Raw genomic sequence first — 17,833 nt, 5'->3', positions numbered from 1 at the left:
ATTTTAGATTGTAAATTTTAAATTCCTGAACCGTGGATTTTTGAGCATCAATCTAAAATCTAAAATTTAAAATTTAAAATTGAAAAAGGTATGGCAAATTTCTATACAGATAACGAGGATTTGAAGTTCCACTTGGGACATCCTTTGATGAAAAAGATCGTCGCGTTGAAAGAACGGAATTTCGAGGATGCGGGAAAATGTGATATCGCTCCCCGTGATTTCGAGGATGCGATGGACAACTATGATAGAGTGTTGGAGATCGTGGGGGATATTTGTGGTAACGTGATCGCCGAGAACGCGGAAGAGGTTGACCACGAGGGACCGCAAGTGATTGACGGTCGCGTGAAATACGCTCGCGGAACACAAGAGAATCACGACGTGTTGACACAAGCCGGTTTGTACGGTATGTCATTGCCGCGTGAGTATGACGGGTTGAACTTCCCGATGGTTCCTTATGTAATGGCTGCCGAGTTGGTTTCCCGCGGTGATGGTGGATTCGCCAATATCTGGGGATTGCAGGATTGTGCCGAAACGATTCACGAGTTTGCCAGCGAGGAGCAAAAACGTGAATTTTTGCCTCGTGCCGCGAAAGGCGATACTTACGCGATGGACTTGACCGAGCCGGATGCAGGGTCGGATTTGCAATCCGTGCAATTGAAAGCGACTTATTGCGATAAGACCAAGAAATGGTACTTGAACGGTGTGAAACGCTTTATCACGAACGGTGATGCTCAAATCTCGTTGGTTTTGGCACGTTCGGAAGAAGGTACGCATGACGGTCGCGGTTTGTCCATGTTTATTTATGACAAGGCTGACGGCGGAATGACTGTTCGTCGTATTGAAAATAAATTAGGTATCAAGGGTTCCCCGACTTGCGAGCTGGTATTCAAGGATGCGCCTGCCGTGTTGGTGGGTGAGCGTAAGCTGGGATTGATCAAGTACGTGATGTCGTTGATGAACGGTGCCCGTCTGGGCGTGGGAGCTCAATCGGTAGGTATCGCGGAAGCAGCTTATCGTGAAGGTTTGAAATACGCCGGGGAAAGACGTCAGTTCGGTAAGGCTATCATTGAATTCCCAGCCGTGTACGAGATGTTGACCAATATGGAAGCCAAGTTGCACGGTGCTCGTGCCATATTGTACGAGACCAGCCGCTTCGTGGATATGTACAAGGCTTACACGCATATTGCCAACGAGCGTACATTGAATAAAGAGGAGCGCGAGGAGATGAAGAAATACCAGAAACTGGCGGATGTTTTCACCCCGCTTCTGAAATTATTCTCCAGCGAGTACGCTAACGAGATAGCTTATGATGCGTTACAGATTCACGGTGGGTCCGGATTCATGAAGGACTACCCGATCGAGCGTCTGGTACGTGATGCCCGTATCACGAATATATACGAGGGAACTTCTCAATTGCAGGTTGTGGCTGCTATTCGCGGTGTAACAACAGGACAGTACGCCAAGCATATCCGTGAAGAATACGAGAAAGCTCCTATTTGCCCGGAGCAGGAGTTCGTGCGTGAAACTTTAAGAGGCATGACTGCCGCCTACGAGGCTGCCGTGACGAAAGTTACCGCTGTCGGGGAAACGGAATACGTGGACTTCCATGCTCGCCGTCTGGTGGAAATGGCAGGGTATATCATTATCGGTTACTTATTGTTGATTGATTCTCAGCGGGATGGCCGTTTCGCGAAATCAGCCGAGATATTCGTGAAATACGGACAGGCAAAAGTTGCGGGATACGCGGCTTTTATCAATGATTTCGAATTGAAAGATTTGGGAATGTACAAGAAATAACGCGTTTCTAAAATTACAAAATACGTGAAGAGATCGTTCCGAATGGAGCGATCTTTTTTTTATCTCCACTCTTCCGGGGTCCCCCCTTGAAAGCCTGCTTTTGGAAAATTGTTTTTACAACTGTTTCGTTTTCTAAAAAATAATAGTGTTTTTTTTCACACGAATATGATTAAAACATTATCTTTGCTATTGTAAATCTTTGATTTATAGAATATTAAAATGTTCAAAAATGGCTCTGGGAGGGCAGAGTCGTTAATTTGTAATTGTATGAATGGGATAAAAAAGTCTATTTATAATGTTTTTTATAAAACGTCAGGAGTGTGTTTTATACTTTTCTGTACGATTGACTTTTTATACGCCCAAGGGACAGACGATGTGGTGAACGCGTTGGTGAATGCAGGGTACGAAAATGTCAGTCGGGAAATAGGGGAGACGGAGGAGGTAATCATGTTTGAGAATACATTGTGGCGGGCGAACGGGGACGGTATAAGAGAAGCTATTAAACTTATAGAGTTATATCCGGTGACCCCGGGAAAAGGACGGCGGGTGGTTGTTCTGAGAAACAAGGTGCCACAAGTATCATTGTTGCTCCGTCCGGGAGAAGCTGCCGGGACAGAATGGAATGTCAGTTATGAACTGGGGGATTCATGGAAAAAGGTTCACGATAAAAAATTTGCCAATAATTCCCGTTGGAAAGCGGATTTGGTATTTTACCCGCAATTCTCTTTACGTAACCAGAAGTTCCACAAGATATACGACGTGTTGTTCAATATTGCCCCGGCGTTGGAGCTCGCTCCGTTCCGGGGAACGAAAATCACGGGACAGGTTATTATCCCGGTTTTCAACGAGTTCGGCGGATTGTATGATGACGTGCGTCCCGGCTATATTACCGTGCAACAGAATTTTAGAGTGGAAAACGTGTTCCTTCAAGCGACGGTGGGGAATTTCAATCAAAACCGCTGGGGAATGGATTTGAGTTTTTTCCGTCCTTTTACAAAGGGCTGGTTGCAGTATTTCGCGATAAAAGGAGGAGTCGGGTTGACGGGTTCTTCTTACTTTATAGATTGGAATTGGCATTATGGTCCCACGAAACTCTTTACGTGGAACGTCGGGGGAAGTTATTATAACCCGCGATATAACGTGCTTTGCGAGGTGCGGGTGGAGAAATTTCTTGCCGGGGATATCGGGGTGCGGGCAGATATGACTCGCCATTTCAAGCGTGCCTCTATCGGCTTCTATGTTATGAAAAATGACTATGATAATCTGGACGGCGGATTTCATTTCTCGATATTGATTCCACCGATGAAGTACAAGAGGAAGCGGGTGAGAGTAACCCCGGCTAAATACTTTAATATGGAATACAAAGCAGCCGGATTATTCTTTAACGGGAAGTCCTATAAAACGAATCCGGGACAGAATAAAGCGGAGGAGAACTTTAACCCGTATTACATAAAATCACAAATACAGAATAACTAATAACTTAAATTAAAAGCAGAAAGCAAGTAAAATAGTAAACAAAATCAGGAAATAATAAGTTAAACAAGTGTAAACCTTTATAAATGAAAGAATGATGAGAAAAGAAGTAAAACATTTTGGTATGAGCGCGAAAGCTATACTAATGGTAATGGTTGTCTTCGGAACGCTTTTCACTAGCTGTTACACGAAGGATGATATTCCGGTGGTTCAGGTACCGGAGGAAGTTCCCAACAAGTACATTATCGAGGGTACGATTGTAGCCAACACGAATGGAGTTTTGGAAACTTTGAAAGGAGTTACCGTGACCAGCGACAAGAACGGCGTTGTTTCGTCGGGAGATGCTAACTTTATTGTTACAGTGGGCAGTCCTGATACTTACACGTTATCATTGAGTAAGACGGGATACGATCCTATTTCTTACAAAGTGGTTGTTCCGAGCGCGGGCGACAAGATTACCGGACAATTGATTTCTGTGAATGTACAATTGACGATGTATCGCGAGAATACCTCGAATCCGGGTACCGGAGAAGTTGGTGTAGACGGTGGAAACGTGGTAAACGGAAACGGTACGTTGACGATTCCTGCCGGGGCTCTTACAGCGAACACGACGATCACCATGAGTGTTAATGATGATGTGAAACAAGCTGTCGAGGTAACCGGTTCGCAAGAGGTTGCCGCTCAATTCCTGTTGGGTGAGTTCGGTCCCGGTGGAACGAAATTCCTTGCTCCCGTGGATTGGAGTGTAGCGTATGACGCTTTGTCTGATTTTTATTTGGCAAATACGCAATTACAATACAGGGCGAATAATAATGCCGGTGACTGGACGGTTATGACTGATGGTATTGTTTATGACAATGATAATGATAATGATAAGTACAATGTATCATTAACCCACTTCTCTCAATACCGTATGGTATACTTGGCAAGCGGAATGACGTTGGATGCTGTTACAGAAACCCTTCCGGCTATCGCGACAATCTTGAATACGAATCCTTCACCTGCTTCGATCTCTGAAATTCCTTACAAGAAATACGAGGGTGCCGAGTTGACTTTAGGTGACGGATGGAATAATATCACGAATGCTTCCGATCAACAACAAATCGAGGAACTGGTGAAGAATGCCGTTATGGCTAAAGTAAACGTATCGGAATTTAAAGCATCTATCGGTGAGCCGGTTGCTGCTAACTATGTATTGAGAGATCCGATCACGTTACCGTACGATTATCACTTGTTGTCCAAAGGAGAACAATCCATGGATTACTACGTGTTCACGTTCAAAGTATACAAGAAAGCGGACAACGCGGCTGTCGAGTTGAAAGTGAACGTGAAGGTGGCAGGTAAAGTTTCTATTTTCGTGGAAATGGATTATTGTGGAGCACATCATACTCACGGAAGCTGCGGACACGTGTATCACGGTGGTGCCGGCGGTGGTATGGTTATAGGAGATTAATTTAGAAAAGGAATCGAACGTTAAGTTAAATCCGGAAGCAAAATGTCATTGATATTGAATATGAAAAGGGTGTTACTCGCGAGTATATTTATCTTGAGCACTTTCATGCTTTCGGCACAATTAACGTCGGGTACGACCGGATTGTTGAACAGTCCGTCTGCCGATATGCAACCTGACAAGACGGTGATGCTCGGTGGAAATTTTTTGCACGACCGGATAACCCCGAACGGGTTCCCGTATAACACGTACAACTATTTCTTGAATATCACGTTCTTGCCTTTCCTCGAAGTGGCTTACACGTGTACCTTGTTTAAGGCTACCGACAAGTTTGTCCCGGAAAAGAAAGGGAGGTTTGTCAATCAGGATCGTGCTTTTTCTGTTCGTTTACGAGCGCTGACGGAGAGGAAATATCGTCCGGCTATTGTTCTCGGGTCTAACGACCTGTACACGCAAAGCAACGGGGGAGGGATTATGACGGAGGAATCCAATAATCAATATTTCAACAAGTTCTACTTGGCCGCGACGAAACACGTGAACATCACGAAAACAGAACAGGTCGGATTGCATTTAGCGTATCAGTACAACAGGCGGGCGTCCAATCGCCTGAATGGGTTTTCCGGGGGAATTAGTTATAAGCCCTCGTTTGCTCCCAACTTGAATCTGATCGTGCAGCATGATTCGAAAAGTTTCTTTGTAGGTGCCAACTACCTGCTCTTGAAGCATCTTTTTATGCAAGTTGTTTTGCAGGACGGGCAATATTTTTCGGGAGGGCTGGCATACAAGATTTATTTGAAAGGTAAATAACGAGGAATTTGATAAAACTATAAATATTAATAGAATGAAAATAAAGACTTTATTACTCTCTGCACTGGTTGTGGCGGCTTCCTGTTCGGTAACCGCCCAAACGACCGATACGGATGTAAAATATATGTCTCCTAAATTTAAGGATAATATTTTTATCAGTATTGGTGTGGGTGCACAAGGTTACCTGACGCAGGATAATTTTGACCACGGTTTCGGGAAAGTGATCCAACCGTTGGTGAATCTGTCCGTGGGTAAATGGATGGATCCTTACTGGGGGCTTCGCGGACAGGCATCCGGTTGGCAAAGCAAAATGTACACGGATGTCGACCGTCTGAACAATGGCGGCGTATTCAATAAATTCGAACGTAAATATATCAATTTGAACTTGGATTTCATGTTGAACCTGACTAACCTTTGGCGTCAATATGATCCCGAAAACAAATGGGATATGACCTTGTTCTTGGGACCCGGTTTGAGTTTCGGTAAATTCCATGACAAACAACTCGATGTGCTTGTTAACGGTTCGTTGGGATTGGGTGGAAAATACCATATCAACAAGTATTGGGCTATCGACTTGGAGGCTCGTACACATTTGATGCCGACATTCTTCTATACCTCTAAATACACGGGGTCAGAAGAGATTGCCGGACGTTCGTACCAAGACGGATTGCTTTCTTTGTCGATTGGTGCGACTTACACCTTCGGCGGTCGGAAGTTTACCCGTTACGAGAGTGGAGCAGAACAGATGCGCCAACAATTGAATGACAAGATCAACGGTTTGGAAAACGAGTTGCGCAACACGCAATCTCAGTTGGAAGCTGCCAAGATTGCCGAGCAAGTGGCTCAAAAAGAACTTGCCTTGACCGAGGCCGAGAAAGCTGAAGCTATCGCTGCCGCTGCAAGACAGGATTTCACTCAATACGTTGGTTTCACAATCAACAAGAGTGCCGTGAAAACGGAACAAATGGTGGTACTGCAGGCTGTAGCCAACTATATGGCTGAGAACCCCGGCGTGAAGATGAAAGTTGTGGGTTACGCCGACAAACAAACCGGCAGTAACTATTTTAACCAGAAACTTAGCGAAAGACGCGCGAAAAGCGTTTACGATCTGTTAGTGAAGAAATTCGGAGTGTCTTCAGACCGTTTGTCTTACGTCGGGTTGGGTGACCAGTCACAACCTTTCAAGGTGAATAATTACAATCGTTTAGTAATGATCCTTGGGGAAAAATGATAATCAAGAGTTTATGAGGTTCGAGAGTCCGAACAAGTCATTAAATACAAAATGAATCTTATAGACTTATAAGTTGAGGGGTTGCGAAAGCAGCCCCTCCATTTTATTCTTCATCTTTACCAATTTCAATCGGTTTGTAACTCTCCCTTTCTTTACGGTCAGTTGTGGCGGCACAGCTGATGCCTCTTTCTCTCATGGCCTCGCTTTTACCGATGTGTGTATTCGGGAATTTTTTCTTTTTACTGAAAAACGTTGTTATTCCCAAGCCGATGAAAGCTATCCCGACCAGTACCAGTATGATAATGAAATAAGTTCCCAGCATAATATTATTCGTTTGGTTTAAACAAAAATACGATTATTTCTTCGGCAACCCAAATAACCGATTGGATATTGTCTTTTTTGTGATAGAAGATAGTTCGTTAACAATAGTTGATAGGCTTACGATGTCAATTTATTATGACCTTGTGTGATAAAAAAGGATTGATTGAAAAAGTGTTATCAATTGATCGTTTAATGCGATGCAAATATACCATATTTTTATTAATTGAAAAACTATTTGCACAAATTTTCCATTTTCGCAATCAGATATTTACAGTTTTTCGAGAAACGAAATTCGATAATTTTTTTTAATATCATTAAACGATGGTTTATAGAAATAAAATTTTCAACTCTTTCGGAAAATGCTTGGATAAACATCTGATAGATGTGATTGAAAAATAAAACTGGTTCTTCATGGTTGTAAAAAAAGAAATGGTATTGGGATGCGTGCATGATTATCGGTTATGTGTTATCGGATTGATTTTGACAATTTTTTGTTCAACAGAGTTATACGCTCAGAAAGAGGACGGAATTGTCAAAACTCTAGTTAATGCCGGTTTTGAAAATGTTAGTAGAGTCGTATCGGGCTCGGAAGAAATCATCACTTTTGAGAATACCGTTTGGAAAGCCGACGGAGAAGGAATCAGTAAAGCTATTGACTTGATCGGGAAATATCCCCTGCTTCTGGGGAAAACAAGACGTGTGGTGGTTTTACAACTGGGTATACCCCAAATGTCATTAGTATCGTCGGCGTCTGCCGCGATTACAACTACAGGAACGGTAAATTCCAATTGGTTACCGATGTACGAATTGGGAGACGCGTGGAAATCGGTTAAGAGAGTTCCTCGGGAAAACCGTTCGAGATGGAAAGTCGATCTTGTATTCTACCCGCAATTTGCATTTAGAAATCAGAAGTTTCATAAGGTATATGATATTTTGTTGAACTTGTCTCCCGCGCTGGAAATTGCACTAATAAGAGGAATGAAGCTAACGGGGCAGGTAATTATTCCTGTGATAAATCAGTACGGTGCTAAATACGAGCAAACACGTCTAGGAATCTTCACGCTCGAACAGCATTTCCGCGTACTGAATAGTTTAGTCGATCTGACCGCGGGAATTTTTAATCAAGACCGTTGGGGATTTGATTTGCACCTGTTCCGTCCGGTTATGACCGAAGGATGGCTAAGTAATTTTGCCTTGGAGGGACGAATCGGTCTAACCGGTTCCTCTTATTTTTATCATTGGAACTGGCATTACGGGGCAGCGAAGTTGATAACATGGAATGTCGGGGGAAGTTATTTTAACCCGATGTTTAACGTGTTGTGCGAGGTGAAAGCAATAAAGTTTTTAGCGGGAGATTATGGCGTGAGGGCGGATATGACCCGGCATTTTAAGCGGGCGTCGGTTGGTTTTTATATTATGAAGAATAACCGGGGAAATATAGATGGTGGGTTCCATTTTGCGATAGCCCTTCCTCCCATGGGGCAAAAAAGAAGAAAGGGTTTTCGGGTAATGCCTGCACGGTATTTTGATCTGGAATACAAGGCGGCGGGGTTGTTCTTTAATGGAAAGTCCTATGAAACACGCCCCGGGGAGAATAAAGCGATCGATAATTTTAACCCAAAATATATAGAATCACAATTAAAGAATTAGAATGAAGAAAACAAAGTTTAGAACTTAAATAACATGAAAATGAAGAAAGAAGTAAAACATTCAGGAATTGGTATTAATTTAATGCTGTTAATAACAGTGTTTTTCGGATCATTGTTTAGTAGTTGTTACACGAAGGATGATGTTCCGGTTATGCCTACAACGGAATCAAGCGATTCCGTCGTGTATAAAATAAACGTTAAGGTCGTAGACTTGAGCAATACTCCTATTGAGCATGTCAAGATCTATCCAATGGGTGTAGAAACCGACGCGAATGGAATGTATACTTTCACGTTGAATGTTGCTGGAAGTGTTTCATTTTCTTTGGAAAAAGAAGGTTATGAAAGTGTGTCTTACACGGTAACTTTACCTTTCGGAAAGAATGGTGAGACTAAAACTGTGGAAGCTACATTTTTAATGAAAAAAGTAGAAATCAAGGAGGCAATCTATACTGTTGCCGGAAAAGTGTTTGACGGGTTAACCAAGGAAGCGGTAACAAATGCTACCGGTACTTGGACTTTGAGAGGAGGAGCTGCAGCTGATAATGGTACATTAACTATAGGTGCAGACGGAACATTCTCTCAAGTATTGCATAAACCTGGTGTATATGATTTTGTAATTAATGCAACGGGTAAAGAGGAAGTAAAATACTCTGTAACCATTCAAAAAATAGCGGCCGGTGAAGAATATTATTTCAACATGGAGATCCCGATGTATGAAGAAGGTACAGTTGAAGGGCAAACTTACACGTTAGAAGGGACTATACGTGATGCCGATGGACAAGATTTAACGGGGGCAACGGTTTATTATAGTGTTGCCGGAAGTACTGAAACGACTCAAGTTGAGGTTTATGGAAACGAATTCTCTATTGATAACTTGAAAAAAGGTTCAGTGACTCTTTTTGTTAAAAAGGATGGTAAAAATGGTTGGTCAAAAACTTTTGACTTGAATAAATTCTCTGTAGGAACAGCGATTGCGGTACCTGTATACATGACTGCACCTAAAGCGGGTGAAGAAACCGCAGAAGTTTTTGTTCCCGGTCAGGGGGCGGAGCTCAAGCCTGTAAAGACGGAGTCTGGTGTAACTGAAGATGGAAAAAAGATGATCGAGGTTGCTACAACTTTGAGTATTCCTCAAGATGCATTGAATACCGCAACATTAATATCTACTAAGGTTAATGCTACCATTGATAATACTACAAGTGGTGGTATTCTTGATGTGATTCCTGCCGCTGCAACATTTATTACCGGTGAGTTCTTGCCTAATAATACAACATTCGCTGCTCCATTAACTTGGAAGATTACGAATCCTTTTGATAAAGTTTTCATCGGAATGAAATTGCAATATAGTGAAGATGGCGTGAATTGGGCAGCCCCGGAGAAAGACGCAGGAATAGCTGTGCAAGGTAATGATTATATAGCTAAGATTCATCATTTCTCTTATTATCGAGTAGTATTGGAATCTTCTTCTGTTGATACCGTTACAGAATTGACTCCTATCAATTTTGAAAAATTCTATTTGAATAATACCGCTAAAATTATTAAGAAGGGAGAGGGTAAATTTACCTATACTGTTAAAAACGGATACAAATATATAACTTCATTGGATGGGTACAGCGAAAACGTTCAAGCATTGATTGAAGCTGCATTGGAAGGGCTTAATGGAGAGCCGATGGCAACTGTAGAGAAGACTGGAGCAAATGACATCGATGTACCGAGTGATTGGGTGTATGTCGCTAGTGGTCAGCAACAATTCTTGATTAAGACTTATACCTTCAAAGTTTCCGGAGGAGAGGATATTGTCGTTAAGATTAAGACAACGAATGGTCAAGTTTCAACGATTAGCGGTAAAATTGAGATGTTTGATCAACATCACCACACTCACGGTGGTCACATCACTGCTGGTGGTGCTGGTGGAGGTGCCGGAGAATAAATAGATTTAATGAACCTATAAGAATGAACCGAAAGTAATAAAAATGCAGACGAACATGATAAAGAAGATATTATTCATTTGCTTATTTTTGTTTAGCTCGTTATTACTTTCGGCTCAACTAACGCTTGGAACGACCGGGTTGTTGAATAGTCCGTCGGCAGATATGCAACCGGACAAGACCGTGATGATAGGAGGAAATTTTTTAAATGATCGTGTAACACCCGATGGATTTCCGTATAATACATATAATTATTTCTTGAATATCACGTTTTTGCCTTTCCTTGAAGTTGCATATACTTGTACGTTGTTTAAAGCGACGGATAAGTTCGTTCCATCAAAAAAGGGGCGGTTCGTGAATCAGGATCGTTCTTTTTCAGTCCGTCTGCGTCTGTTGCGAGAGAGAAAGTATCTTCCGGCGGTTGTAGTCGGCTCAAATGATCTTTACACGCAGAGCGGTGGAGGTAAAATACTTTCGGAGGGCAGTGGTAATCAATATTTCAGTCGGTTTTATATAGCTTGCTCGAAGTATATAAATATTTGCCCGACAGAACAAATTGGAGTACACATGGCTTATTTGTATAATCGGCGGACTTCAAATCATTTGAATGGTTTTTCCGGTGGTGTTAGTTATAAACCTTCGTTTGTTCCGGAATTGAATTTAATAGCTCAATATGATTCGAAAACTTTTTGTATCGGGGCTAATTATTTGCTTTTGAAGCATCTTTTCGCGCAAGTCCTTTTGCAGGATGGTAAGTATTTTACCGCGGGATTGGCGTACAAGATATATTTAAAAGGAAAATAAAGAGAGAACGAGGAAATTATAGAATATAAATAAAGAACAAAATGAAAATAAAGACTTTATTACTTTCAGCTCTTGTTGCCGGAGCCTCCTATAGCGTGAGTGCTCAAACGACAGAACCTGATGTAAAGTATTTGTCGCCTAAATTCAAGGACAATATTTTTATCAGCATTGGCGTTGGTATGCAAGGCTACATGAACACGGATAATTTTGATTACGGATTTGGAAAAGTACTTCAGCCGTTAGTCAATTTATCTGTAGGTAAATGGATGGATCCCTATTGGGGACTACGCGGACAAATATCCGGATGGCAATCTAAATTGTACACGGATGTGAATCGCTTGAATAACAATAACAAGTTCGAGAAATTCCAACATAAGTATATTAATTTGAATCTGGATTTCATGTTGAATTTGACTAACCTATGGCGTGCATACAGTCCGGATAACAAATGGGATATGACCTTATTTCTGGGACCCGGTTTGAGTTTCGGTAAGTTCCATAATAAACAAATGGACGTGTTGATTAACGGTTCTATCGGTTTGGGAGGAAAATATAACATCAATAAATATTGGGCTATTGATTTGGAGGCTCGAACTCACTTGATGTCGACGTTTTTCTACACGAATAAGTATTCCGGTCAGGAAGAGATTGCCGGACGTTCTTATCAAGATGGACTGCTTTCTTTGTCAATTGGAGCAACTTACACTTTTGGCGGCAAGAATTTCGCTCGTTACGAGAGTGGTGCTCAGGAGATGCGTCAGCAACTGAATGCCCAGATTAACAATCTCGAGGCTGAATTGCAACAGACTCAATCCCAGTTAGAGGCTGCTAGGATTGCAGAGCAGATTGCCAAGAAAGAGGTTGCTGCCGTGGAGGCAGAGAAAATGCAGGTTGTGGCTAAAACAGCAAGAAAAGATTTCGCTCAATACGTGGGTTTCACGATTAATAAAACGGACGTGAAAACCGAACAAATGGTGATTTTGCAAGCTATTGCCAATTATATGGCTGAAAATCCGGATGTGAAGATGAAAGTTGTCGGTTATGCTGATAAACAAACCGGTAGCAAGTATTTCAACCAAAAGATCAGCGAGCGACGTGCTAAAAATGTTTACAACTTATTGATCAAGAAATTCGGTGTTCCGGAAAATCGTTTGTCTTATGTTGGCTTGGGCGATCAAGACCAACCGTTCAAAGTAAACCAATACAATCGTTTGGTTATGATCTTGGGTGAAAAATAATATAGTGTAAGGAAGCAAGAAAGATAAGAAGCTGTCCATATGTAAACGGGCAGTTTCTTATCTTTTTGGCAGGTATTTTCCTAAGCGAATTATTGATGAAAGCGTGAAAAATCCCGATAAATGATTGTATATTAGGGAATGATAAAAAAAAAGATTAAAAAAGTCTATTTATTACTTTGTTTTTCCTACATTTGAGGTGCAAAGTCAAATAAAATCGAGATACAATGGAAGGATACGAACAAAATGACGGAATGGATAGGGACGAAATCTATTCCAATGCAGTGAAAGCAGGGAAAAGAACTTATTTTTTTGATGTGAAGGCGACGCGTAATAATGACTACTATTTGACGATCACCGAAAGCAAGAAAAAATTTGATAATGACGGGAACGCGAGCTACGAGAAGCACAAAGTCTTCTTGTATAAAGAAGATTTTGATAAATTCGTCGAAGGCTTGGATGAGGCTATTGGAGTGGTAAAAGCTGCAATCAATGGCGAACTTCCTGAAAAGAATTCTGATCTGTAATCAAGCTGTTATTAGTATATGAGAGGGAGTGTTGAAACACTCCCTCTCGTCTGTAAAGTCTGAACGTCCATAAGGTCGTAAGGTCAAATTAAATCACGGACTTTATAGACTTTAGGAGCCGGAGGCTCGACTTTATGCAACCTGAAACTTGTAACTTGCAAATGGTAATATGCAAACTTTCCGTATCTTTGTGGGGATAGAATAAGGAGAGAAATGGAGAATAAGCCTTTAGCAGAACGTATGCGCCCCAAGTCTTTAGAAGACTATATCGGGCAACAACATTTGGTGGGACCGGGAAAAGTGCTTCGGAAAATGATTGATTCCGGGGTAGTGGCGTCCTTTATTCTATGGGGGCCACCGGGAGTGGGAAAAACCACCTTGGCAATGATTATCGCCGAGCAATTGAAGCGTCCGTTTTACGTGCTGAGTGCCGTGAGTTCGGGAGTGAAGGATGTCCGGGAAGTGATTCAGAAAGCGGAAAGTCAGCGTTTTTTCAATTCACCGAATCCGATTTTGTTTATTGACGAAATTCATCGTTTCTCGAAAGCGCAGCAGGATTCGCTTCTGGCTGCCGTGGAGAAAGGAACGGTGACGCTTATCGGTGCGACCACGGAGAATCCTTCTTTCGAGGTTATATCTCCTCTGCTTTCCCGTTGTCAAGTGTACGTGTTGAAATCACAGGAGAAGAAAGATCTGGAAGACTTGATCGACCGTGCGGTGGAGAAAGATTATTATCTCGGCAAACGGAATATCACCGTCAAGGAAAAAGATGCCATGATATCGTACAGCGGGGGGGATGCCCGAAAACTGTTGAATATACTGGAACTCGTGGTGAACGGGTTAGGCGAGGGAGATATTGTTATCGACAACGAGGCGGTACACCGGGAGTTGCATGAAAACCCGTTGATGTACGATAAAGACGGGGAACAACATTATGATATCGTGTCGGCGATGATCAAGTCTATCCGCGGGGGAGACCCGAATGCGGCGATTTACTGGATGGCACGTATGTTACTGGGAGGGGAAGACCCGAAATTTATAGCAAGACGTTTGATTATCTCTGCCGCCGAAGATATAGGTCTGGCAAACCCGAATGCCTTGCTGATAGCGAACACTTGCTTTGAGGTAGTGCATAAAATAGGAATGCCGGAAGCCCGCATACCCCTGTCGGAGTGTGTGATCTATCTTGCGACTTCGCCGAAGAGCAATTCGGCTTATCTGGCGATAGACGCTGCGATGGCTACGGTAAAACAGACGGGCAATTCGCCTGTACCCTTGCATTTGCGTAATGCCCCGACGAAGTTGATGAAGGATTTGAACTACGGGCAGGATTACAAGTACCCGCATGATTATCCCGGTAATTTCGTGGAACAACCGTATTTGCCGCAGGAATTGAAGGAAAAGAAGTTCTACCTGCCGCAACAGAATGCACAGGAAATAAAGATACTGGAGCGCTTGAGAGCGTGGTGGAGAAAATATAAATAATTAATTTACGATTTATGAATTACGATTTACGATTCATCAAATCTAAAATCATAAATCTAAAATCATAAATCTAAAATCATAAATCATAAATCTAAAATAGTAATGGATAAGTTGATTAATCAAGAGATGTTTTTTTTGTTAGCCGGACCTTGCGTGATCGAGGGTGAGGAAATGGCTTTGAATATCGCGGAACACGTGAAGAAAGTTACCGATAGACTGGGAATACCCTATGTATTCAAGGGATCGTTCAAAAAGGCCAATCGCTCCCGGTTGGATTCTTTCACCGGTATTGGTGACGAGAAGGCATTAAGAATATTAGCTAAAGTAAGGCAAGAATTTGATATTCCTGTCGTGACGGATATTCACACGGAGCGGGATGCGGAGATGGCAGCGGGGTACGTGGATGTTTTACAGATTCCGGCATTCTTGTGTCGCCAGACGGATTTGTTGGTTGCTGCTGCCAAGACGGGAAAGATCGTGAATATTAAAAAAGGACAGTTCCTTTCACCCGAAGCGATGAAGTTTGCCGTGGATAAAGTACGGGAAGCGGGAGATGACAAGGTGATGGTTACCGAGCGGGGAACCACGTTCGGCTATCAGGATTTAGTTGTTGACTTTCGCGGTATCCGGGTAATGCAGCAAGCTTGTCAATGCCCCGTGGTGTTGGACGTGACACATTCTTTACAACAGCCTAATCAGGCATCCGGGGTAACCGGGGGACAACCGGAATTGATCGAAACGATTGCGAAAGCCGGAATAGCGGTCGGGGCTGACGGGATCTTCATCGAGACTCATGCCGACCCTCGTTGTGCCAAATCAGACGGTGCAAACATGTTGCGACTGGATTTGATTGACGGTCTGCTGGAGAAACTTGTGCGAATTAGAAAAGTGATATCATAAAGAAAAAGGAAGTTGGTTACAACTTCCTTTTTCTTTATTCTTCCACGTATATTTCCAGCACCCGGCTTACTTCATCCGGGTATAGCGTGACATTTTTGAAACAGGCGGGTACAAGTACGGTTTCGCCTTTATTTACCATGACCGGCTCGCATTCTCCCGTGGAGATCGTGAACTTTCCTTGAATACACATGTAAATTACGAACGAATCGAGGTGCACGTATTCTTTCTCTATATCCCTATCGAAGACAAGTAGATTTGTCGTGAAGTAAGGACATTTCACCAGTTGCACGGATTTATTGTCGTGTGGCGTGTAATCTACCTTGTGTTTCGGGTGATAGTGGTAGTCAATCACGTCGGTTGCCAGATCTGTATGCAATTCCCTTGTATGTCCCTCAGCATCTTTCCGGTTGTAGTCATATATCCGGTAAGTGATATCGGAAGTTTGCTGGATCTCGGCGATATAACATCCTTTCCCGATGGCGTGGACAAGTCCGGCAGGGATAAAGAAGCTGTCTCCCTTTTTCACTTTTTCCGTATTCAATATATCCATGAGCCTGTTCGAGTGCAGGGCTTGCAGGTATTCGGCCTTGTCGGTTTCCTTGTTGAATCCCATGATCAATGAGGCGTCTTTCTCTGCATCTGCGATATACCACATTTCGGTCTTCCCGTAAGCGTTGTGGCGCTCCTTGGCGGTTTCATCGTCGGGATGTACTTGAATCGAGAGATCGTCATTCGCGTCAATGTATTTGATCAATAACGGGAATTCTACGCCGAACTTCTCGTACACCCGGTCGCCGACCAAATCACCCATGTAGACTTCAATCAATTCCTGCAAATCATTGTCGGCCAGAATCCCGTTGGAAACAACGGATATGTTATCTTCCACGGCGGAAATCTCCCAACTTTCACCAATAGATTCCTCGTGTTGTTCACTCTTGTAACTTAATCTTTCCCCTCCCCATATCTTTTTTTTGAGAATCGGATGGAATTTTAACGGGTATAGCATGATTTATTTCTTTATTAGGCATAATTATTGTACAGAAAACAAAGATAGGAATTTTGTAGTTGGGGTTTATGATTTATGAATTAATTTTGTGGCAAGAATTGCGAGAATAAAATAAAAACGGATAAGAATGAAGAAATTAGGTATGTTAAGCGTCATCGTGGCAGGTATATTCCTTGGGGGGTGTAGTGATGACGATAAAGAGTTCCAATTGGATACAAACCGGATGACGGGAGTGGATTGGTATTATAACGGGGGTGCGAGCAATAATAGGCTTTCATTCACGGATGAAAGTGTATTGGATATAAATCGTTTTGATAAAAATGGTGAAATAAGGGGAATTGATATGCGGGTGCAAGTTGATACGGTGGCCGGAGTTTGGAAAGATGAGGGACTGAACACGCTTGCCGTGGAATGGAAAGATGGAATCATGGATAAATGGACCGTGACTAAATGCAATTCCAGTAATTTTGTCGTGAAAAATACGTGGGGAGAAAGAAAATATGTAGTCAAACCATCTTATCTTCAAGATTTAACGGGAGATGCTTTCTGGGAGAATTATTTTGACGGGGATGAATTTAAAACACGTTTAGGTTTTCGGGTGACGGGGAATAAAAGCTTGCGTGCGGGGTACGTGTATGCTTTGTTGTCTGATACCAAGGCCGGGCAGGTAGAATTGAAGGATAAAAATCAGAATAATATCTGGCAAGGTAATATTGAAACGCCCGTGGAGGAACGGAGAGTGCGTTTCTCTTGTCGTGTCGGTAGTGATAATTACGTGAAGTTTGACGAGCGAATCTCGGGTATGAATTTTGAGCCGTTAAGGCGTACGGATATTGATTTCAGTTGCAATATCGTGAGTGTATCCAATAAAAGTTGGAAATGTGCATGGAAAAAGATTAATGGTGAAAATGTTTGTTACAAAATAGAAGTGTACAACGAAGAGAAAGAGGGGGATGTTTATTTCGAGAGCTATTTGTTTACTTATGATGGTGAATATTCTTTTGACGGTAGTTCAACAAGTAAAGTTCCGAATAGACTGAAAGATATAGATACGCGTAAACACTATCAAGTGCGTTTGACGGCTTTCATGTTGGAACCCGGAGTCACGTATAATAGTATGACGGCTGAAAATAGGGTGCAGGCAACCGTGTCCGTTACTTGTGCTTTGAGCGTGCGATAAGGTCGCTTTTAAGATCGATAGGATCGTGACGCCAATTTTT

The 17,833-nt window shown here is 42.5% G+C and carries 15 protein-coding genes; 13 read left to right on the top strand and 2 right to left on the bottom strand.

Annotated elements, in window-relative coordinates; translation table 11 throughout:
- Positions 1–90: 90 nt before the first annotated feature.
- From H8S64_RS15380 to H8S64_RS15360, 5 genes are all read left to right on the top strand, one after another.
- The gene (locus tag H8S64_RS15380; RefSeq protein ID WP_186977212.1) at positions 91–1,797 is read left to right on the top strand and encodes an acyl-CoA dehydrogenase family protein; all 1,707 of its coding nucleotides are present in this window, start codon (positions 91–93) and stop codon (positions 1,795–1,797) included.
- Between the two features lie 267 nt (positions 1,798–2,064).
- Positions 2,065–3,273 (top strand): hypothetical protein, encoded by a 1,209-nt coding sequence (locus tag H8S64_RS15375; protein WP_186977210.1) that lies wholly within the window; start codon positions 2,065–2,067, stop codon positions 3,271–3,273.
- Between the two features lie 94 nt (positions 3,274–3,367).
- Positions 3,368–4,723, top strand: coding sequence for a peptidase associated/transthyretin-like domain-containing protein (locus H8S64_RS15370; protein ID WP_186977208.1), 1,356 nt, complete (start codon positions 3,368–3,370; stop codon positions 4,721–4,723).
- 60 nt (positions 4,724–4,783) lie between these two features.
- Positions 4,784–5,527 carry a YjbH domain-containing protein gene (locus H8S64_RS15365; protein ID WP_176554865.1) on the top strand — a complete coding sequence of 248 codons (744 nt, stop codon included), beginning with the start codon at positions 4,784–4,786 and terminating at the stop codon, positions 5,525–5,527.
- Positions 5,528–5,561: 34 nt separating this feature from the next.
- Positions 5,562–6,758: an OmpA family protein gene (locus H8S64_RS15360; RefSeq protein ID WP_186977206.1), complete on the top strand. Its 1,197-nt coding sequence runs from the start codon at positions 5,562–5,564 to the stop codon at positions 6,756–6,758.
- Positions 6,759–6,861: 103 nt separating this feature from the next.
- Here the strand turns inward: H8S64_RS15360 and H8S64_RS15355 are convergent, their stop codons facing one another.
- A complete protein-coding gene (locus H8S64_RS15355) occupies positions 6,862–7,080 on the bottom strand; it encodes a hypothetical protein (RefSeq protein ID WP_186977204.1) in 219 nt (72 codons plus the stop codon).
- A 410-nt stretch (positions 7,081–7,490) separates the two neighbouring features.
- Here H8S64_RS15355 and H8S64_RS15350 point away from each other — a divergent pair, with 410 nt between their 5' ends.
- The 7 genes from H8S64_RS15350 to kdsA all read left to right on the top strand — a co-directional run bounded on the left by H8S64_RS15350 (position 7,491) and on the right by kdsA (position 15,607).
- Positions 7,491–8,729, top strand: a complete 1,239-nt coding sequence (locus H8S64_RS15350; protein WP_186977202.1) for a hypothetical protein — start codon at positions 7,491–7,493, stop codon at positions 8,727–8,729.
- A gap of 39 nt (positions 8,730–8,768) precedes the next feature.
- The gene (locus H8S64_RS15345) at positions 8,769–10,658 is read left to right on the top strand and encodes a carboxypeptidase-like regulatory domain-containing protein (protein WP_186977200.1); all 1,890 of its coding nucleotides are present in this window, start codon (positions 8,769–8,771) and stop codon (positions 10,656–10,658) included.
- 55 nt (positions 10,659–10,713) lie between these two features.
- Positions 10,714–11,460 carry a YjbH domain-containing protein gene (locus tag H8S64_RS15340; RefSeq protein WP_186977198.1) on the top strand — a complete coding sequence of 249 codons (747 nt, stop codon included), beginning with the start codon at positions 10,714–10,716 and terminating at the stop codon, positions 11,458–11,460.
- Positions 11,461–11,501: 41 nt separating this feature from the next.
- Entirely contained in the window at positions 11,502–12,698 is a 1,197-nt protein-coding gene (locus tag H8S64_RS15335; protein ID WP_186977196.1) for an OmpA family protein, read from the top strand.
- Between the two features lie 224 nt (positions 12,699–12,922).
- Positions 12,923–13,222: a DUF3276 family protein gene (locus tag H8S64_RS15330; RefSeq protein ID WP_186977194.1), complete on the top strand. Its 300-nt coding sequence runs from the start codon at positions 12,923–12,925 to the stop codon at positions 13,220–13,222.
- Between the two features lie 213 nt (positions 13,223–13,435).
- Positions 13,436–14,707, top strand: coding sequence for a replication-associated recombination protein A (locus H8S64_RS15325; protein ID WP_186977193.1), 1,272 nt, complete (start codon positions 13,436–13,438; stop codon positions 14,705–14,707).
- A gap of 102 nt (positions 14,708–14,809) precedes the next feature.
- Complete coding sequence (gene kdsA, locus H8S64_RS15320; RefSeq protein ID WP_186977191.1) at positions 14,810–15,607, top strand: 3-deoxy-8-phosphooctulonate synthase; 798 nt, start codon at positions 14,810–14,812, stop codon at positions 15,605–15,607.
- Positions 15,608–15,641: 34 nt separating this feature from the next.
- Here kdsA and H8S64_RS15315 read toward each other — a convergent pair whose 3' ends face one another.
- Positions 15,642–16,613 carry a type I phosphomannose isomerase catalytic subunit gene (locus H8S64_RS15315; RefSeq protein ID WP_186977189.1) on the bottom strand — a complete coding sequence of 324 codons (972 nt, stop codon included), beginning with the start codon at positions 16,611–16,613 and terminating at the stop codon, positions 15,642–15,644.
- Positions 16,614–16,740: 127 nt separating this feature from the next.
- Here H8S64_RS15315 and H8S64_RS15310 point away from each other — a divergent pair, with 127 nt between their 5' ends.
- On the top strand, positions 16,741–17,793 hold the full coding sequence (locus tag H8S64_RS15310) for a hypothetical protein (protein WP_186977187.1): 1,053 nt from the start codon (positions 16,741–16,743) through the stop codon (positions 17,791–17,793).
- Positions 17,794–17,833: the final 40 nt, after the last annotated feature.

The organism is Butyricimonas hominis (assembly GCF_014287455.1).
GTDB lineage: Bacteria > Bacteroidota > Bacteroidia > Bacteroidales > Marinifilaceae > Butyricimonas > Butyricimonas muris.
This window is presented reverse-complemented; position numbering and strand designations above follow the sequence as displayed.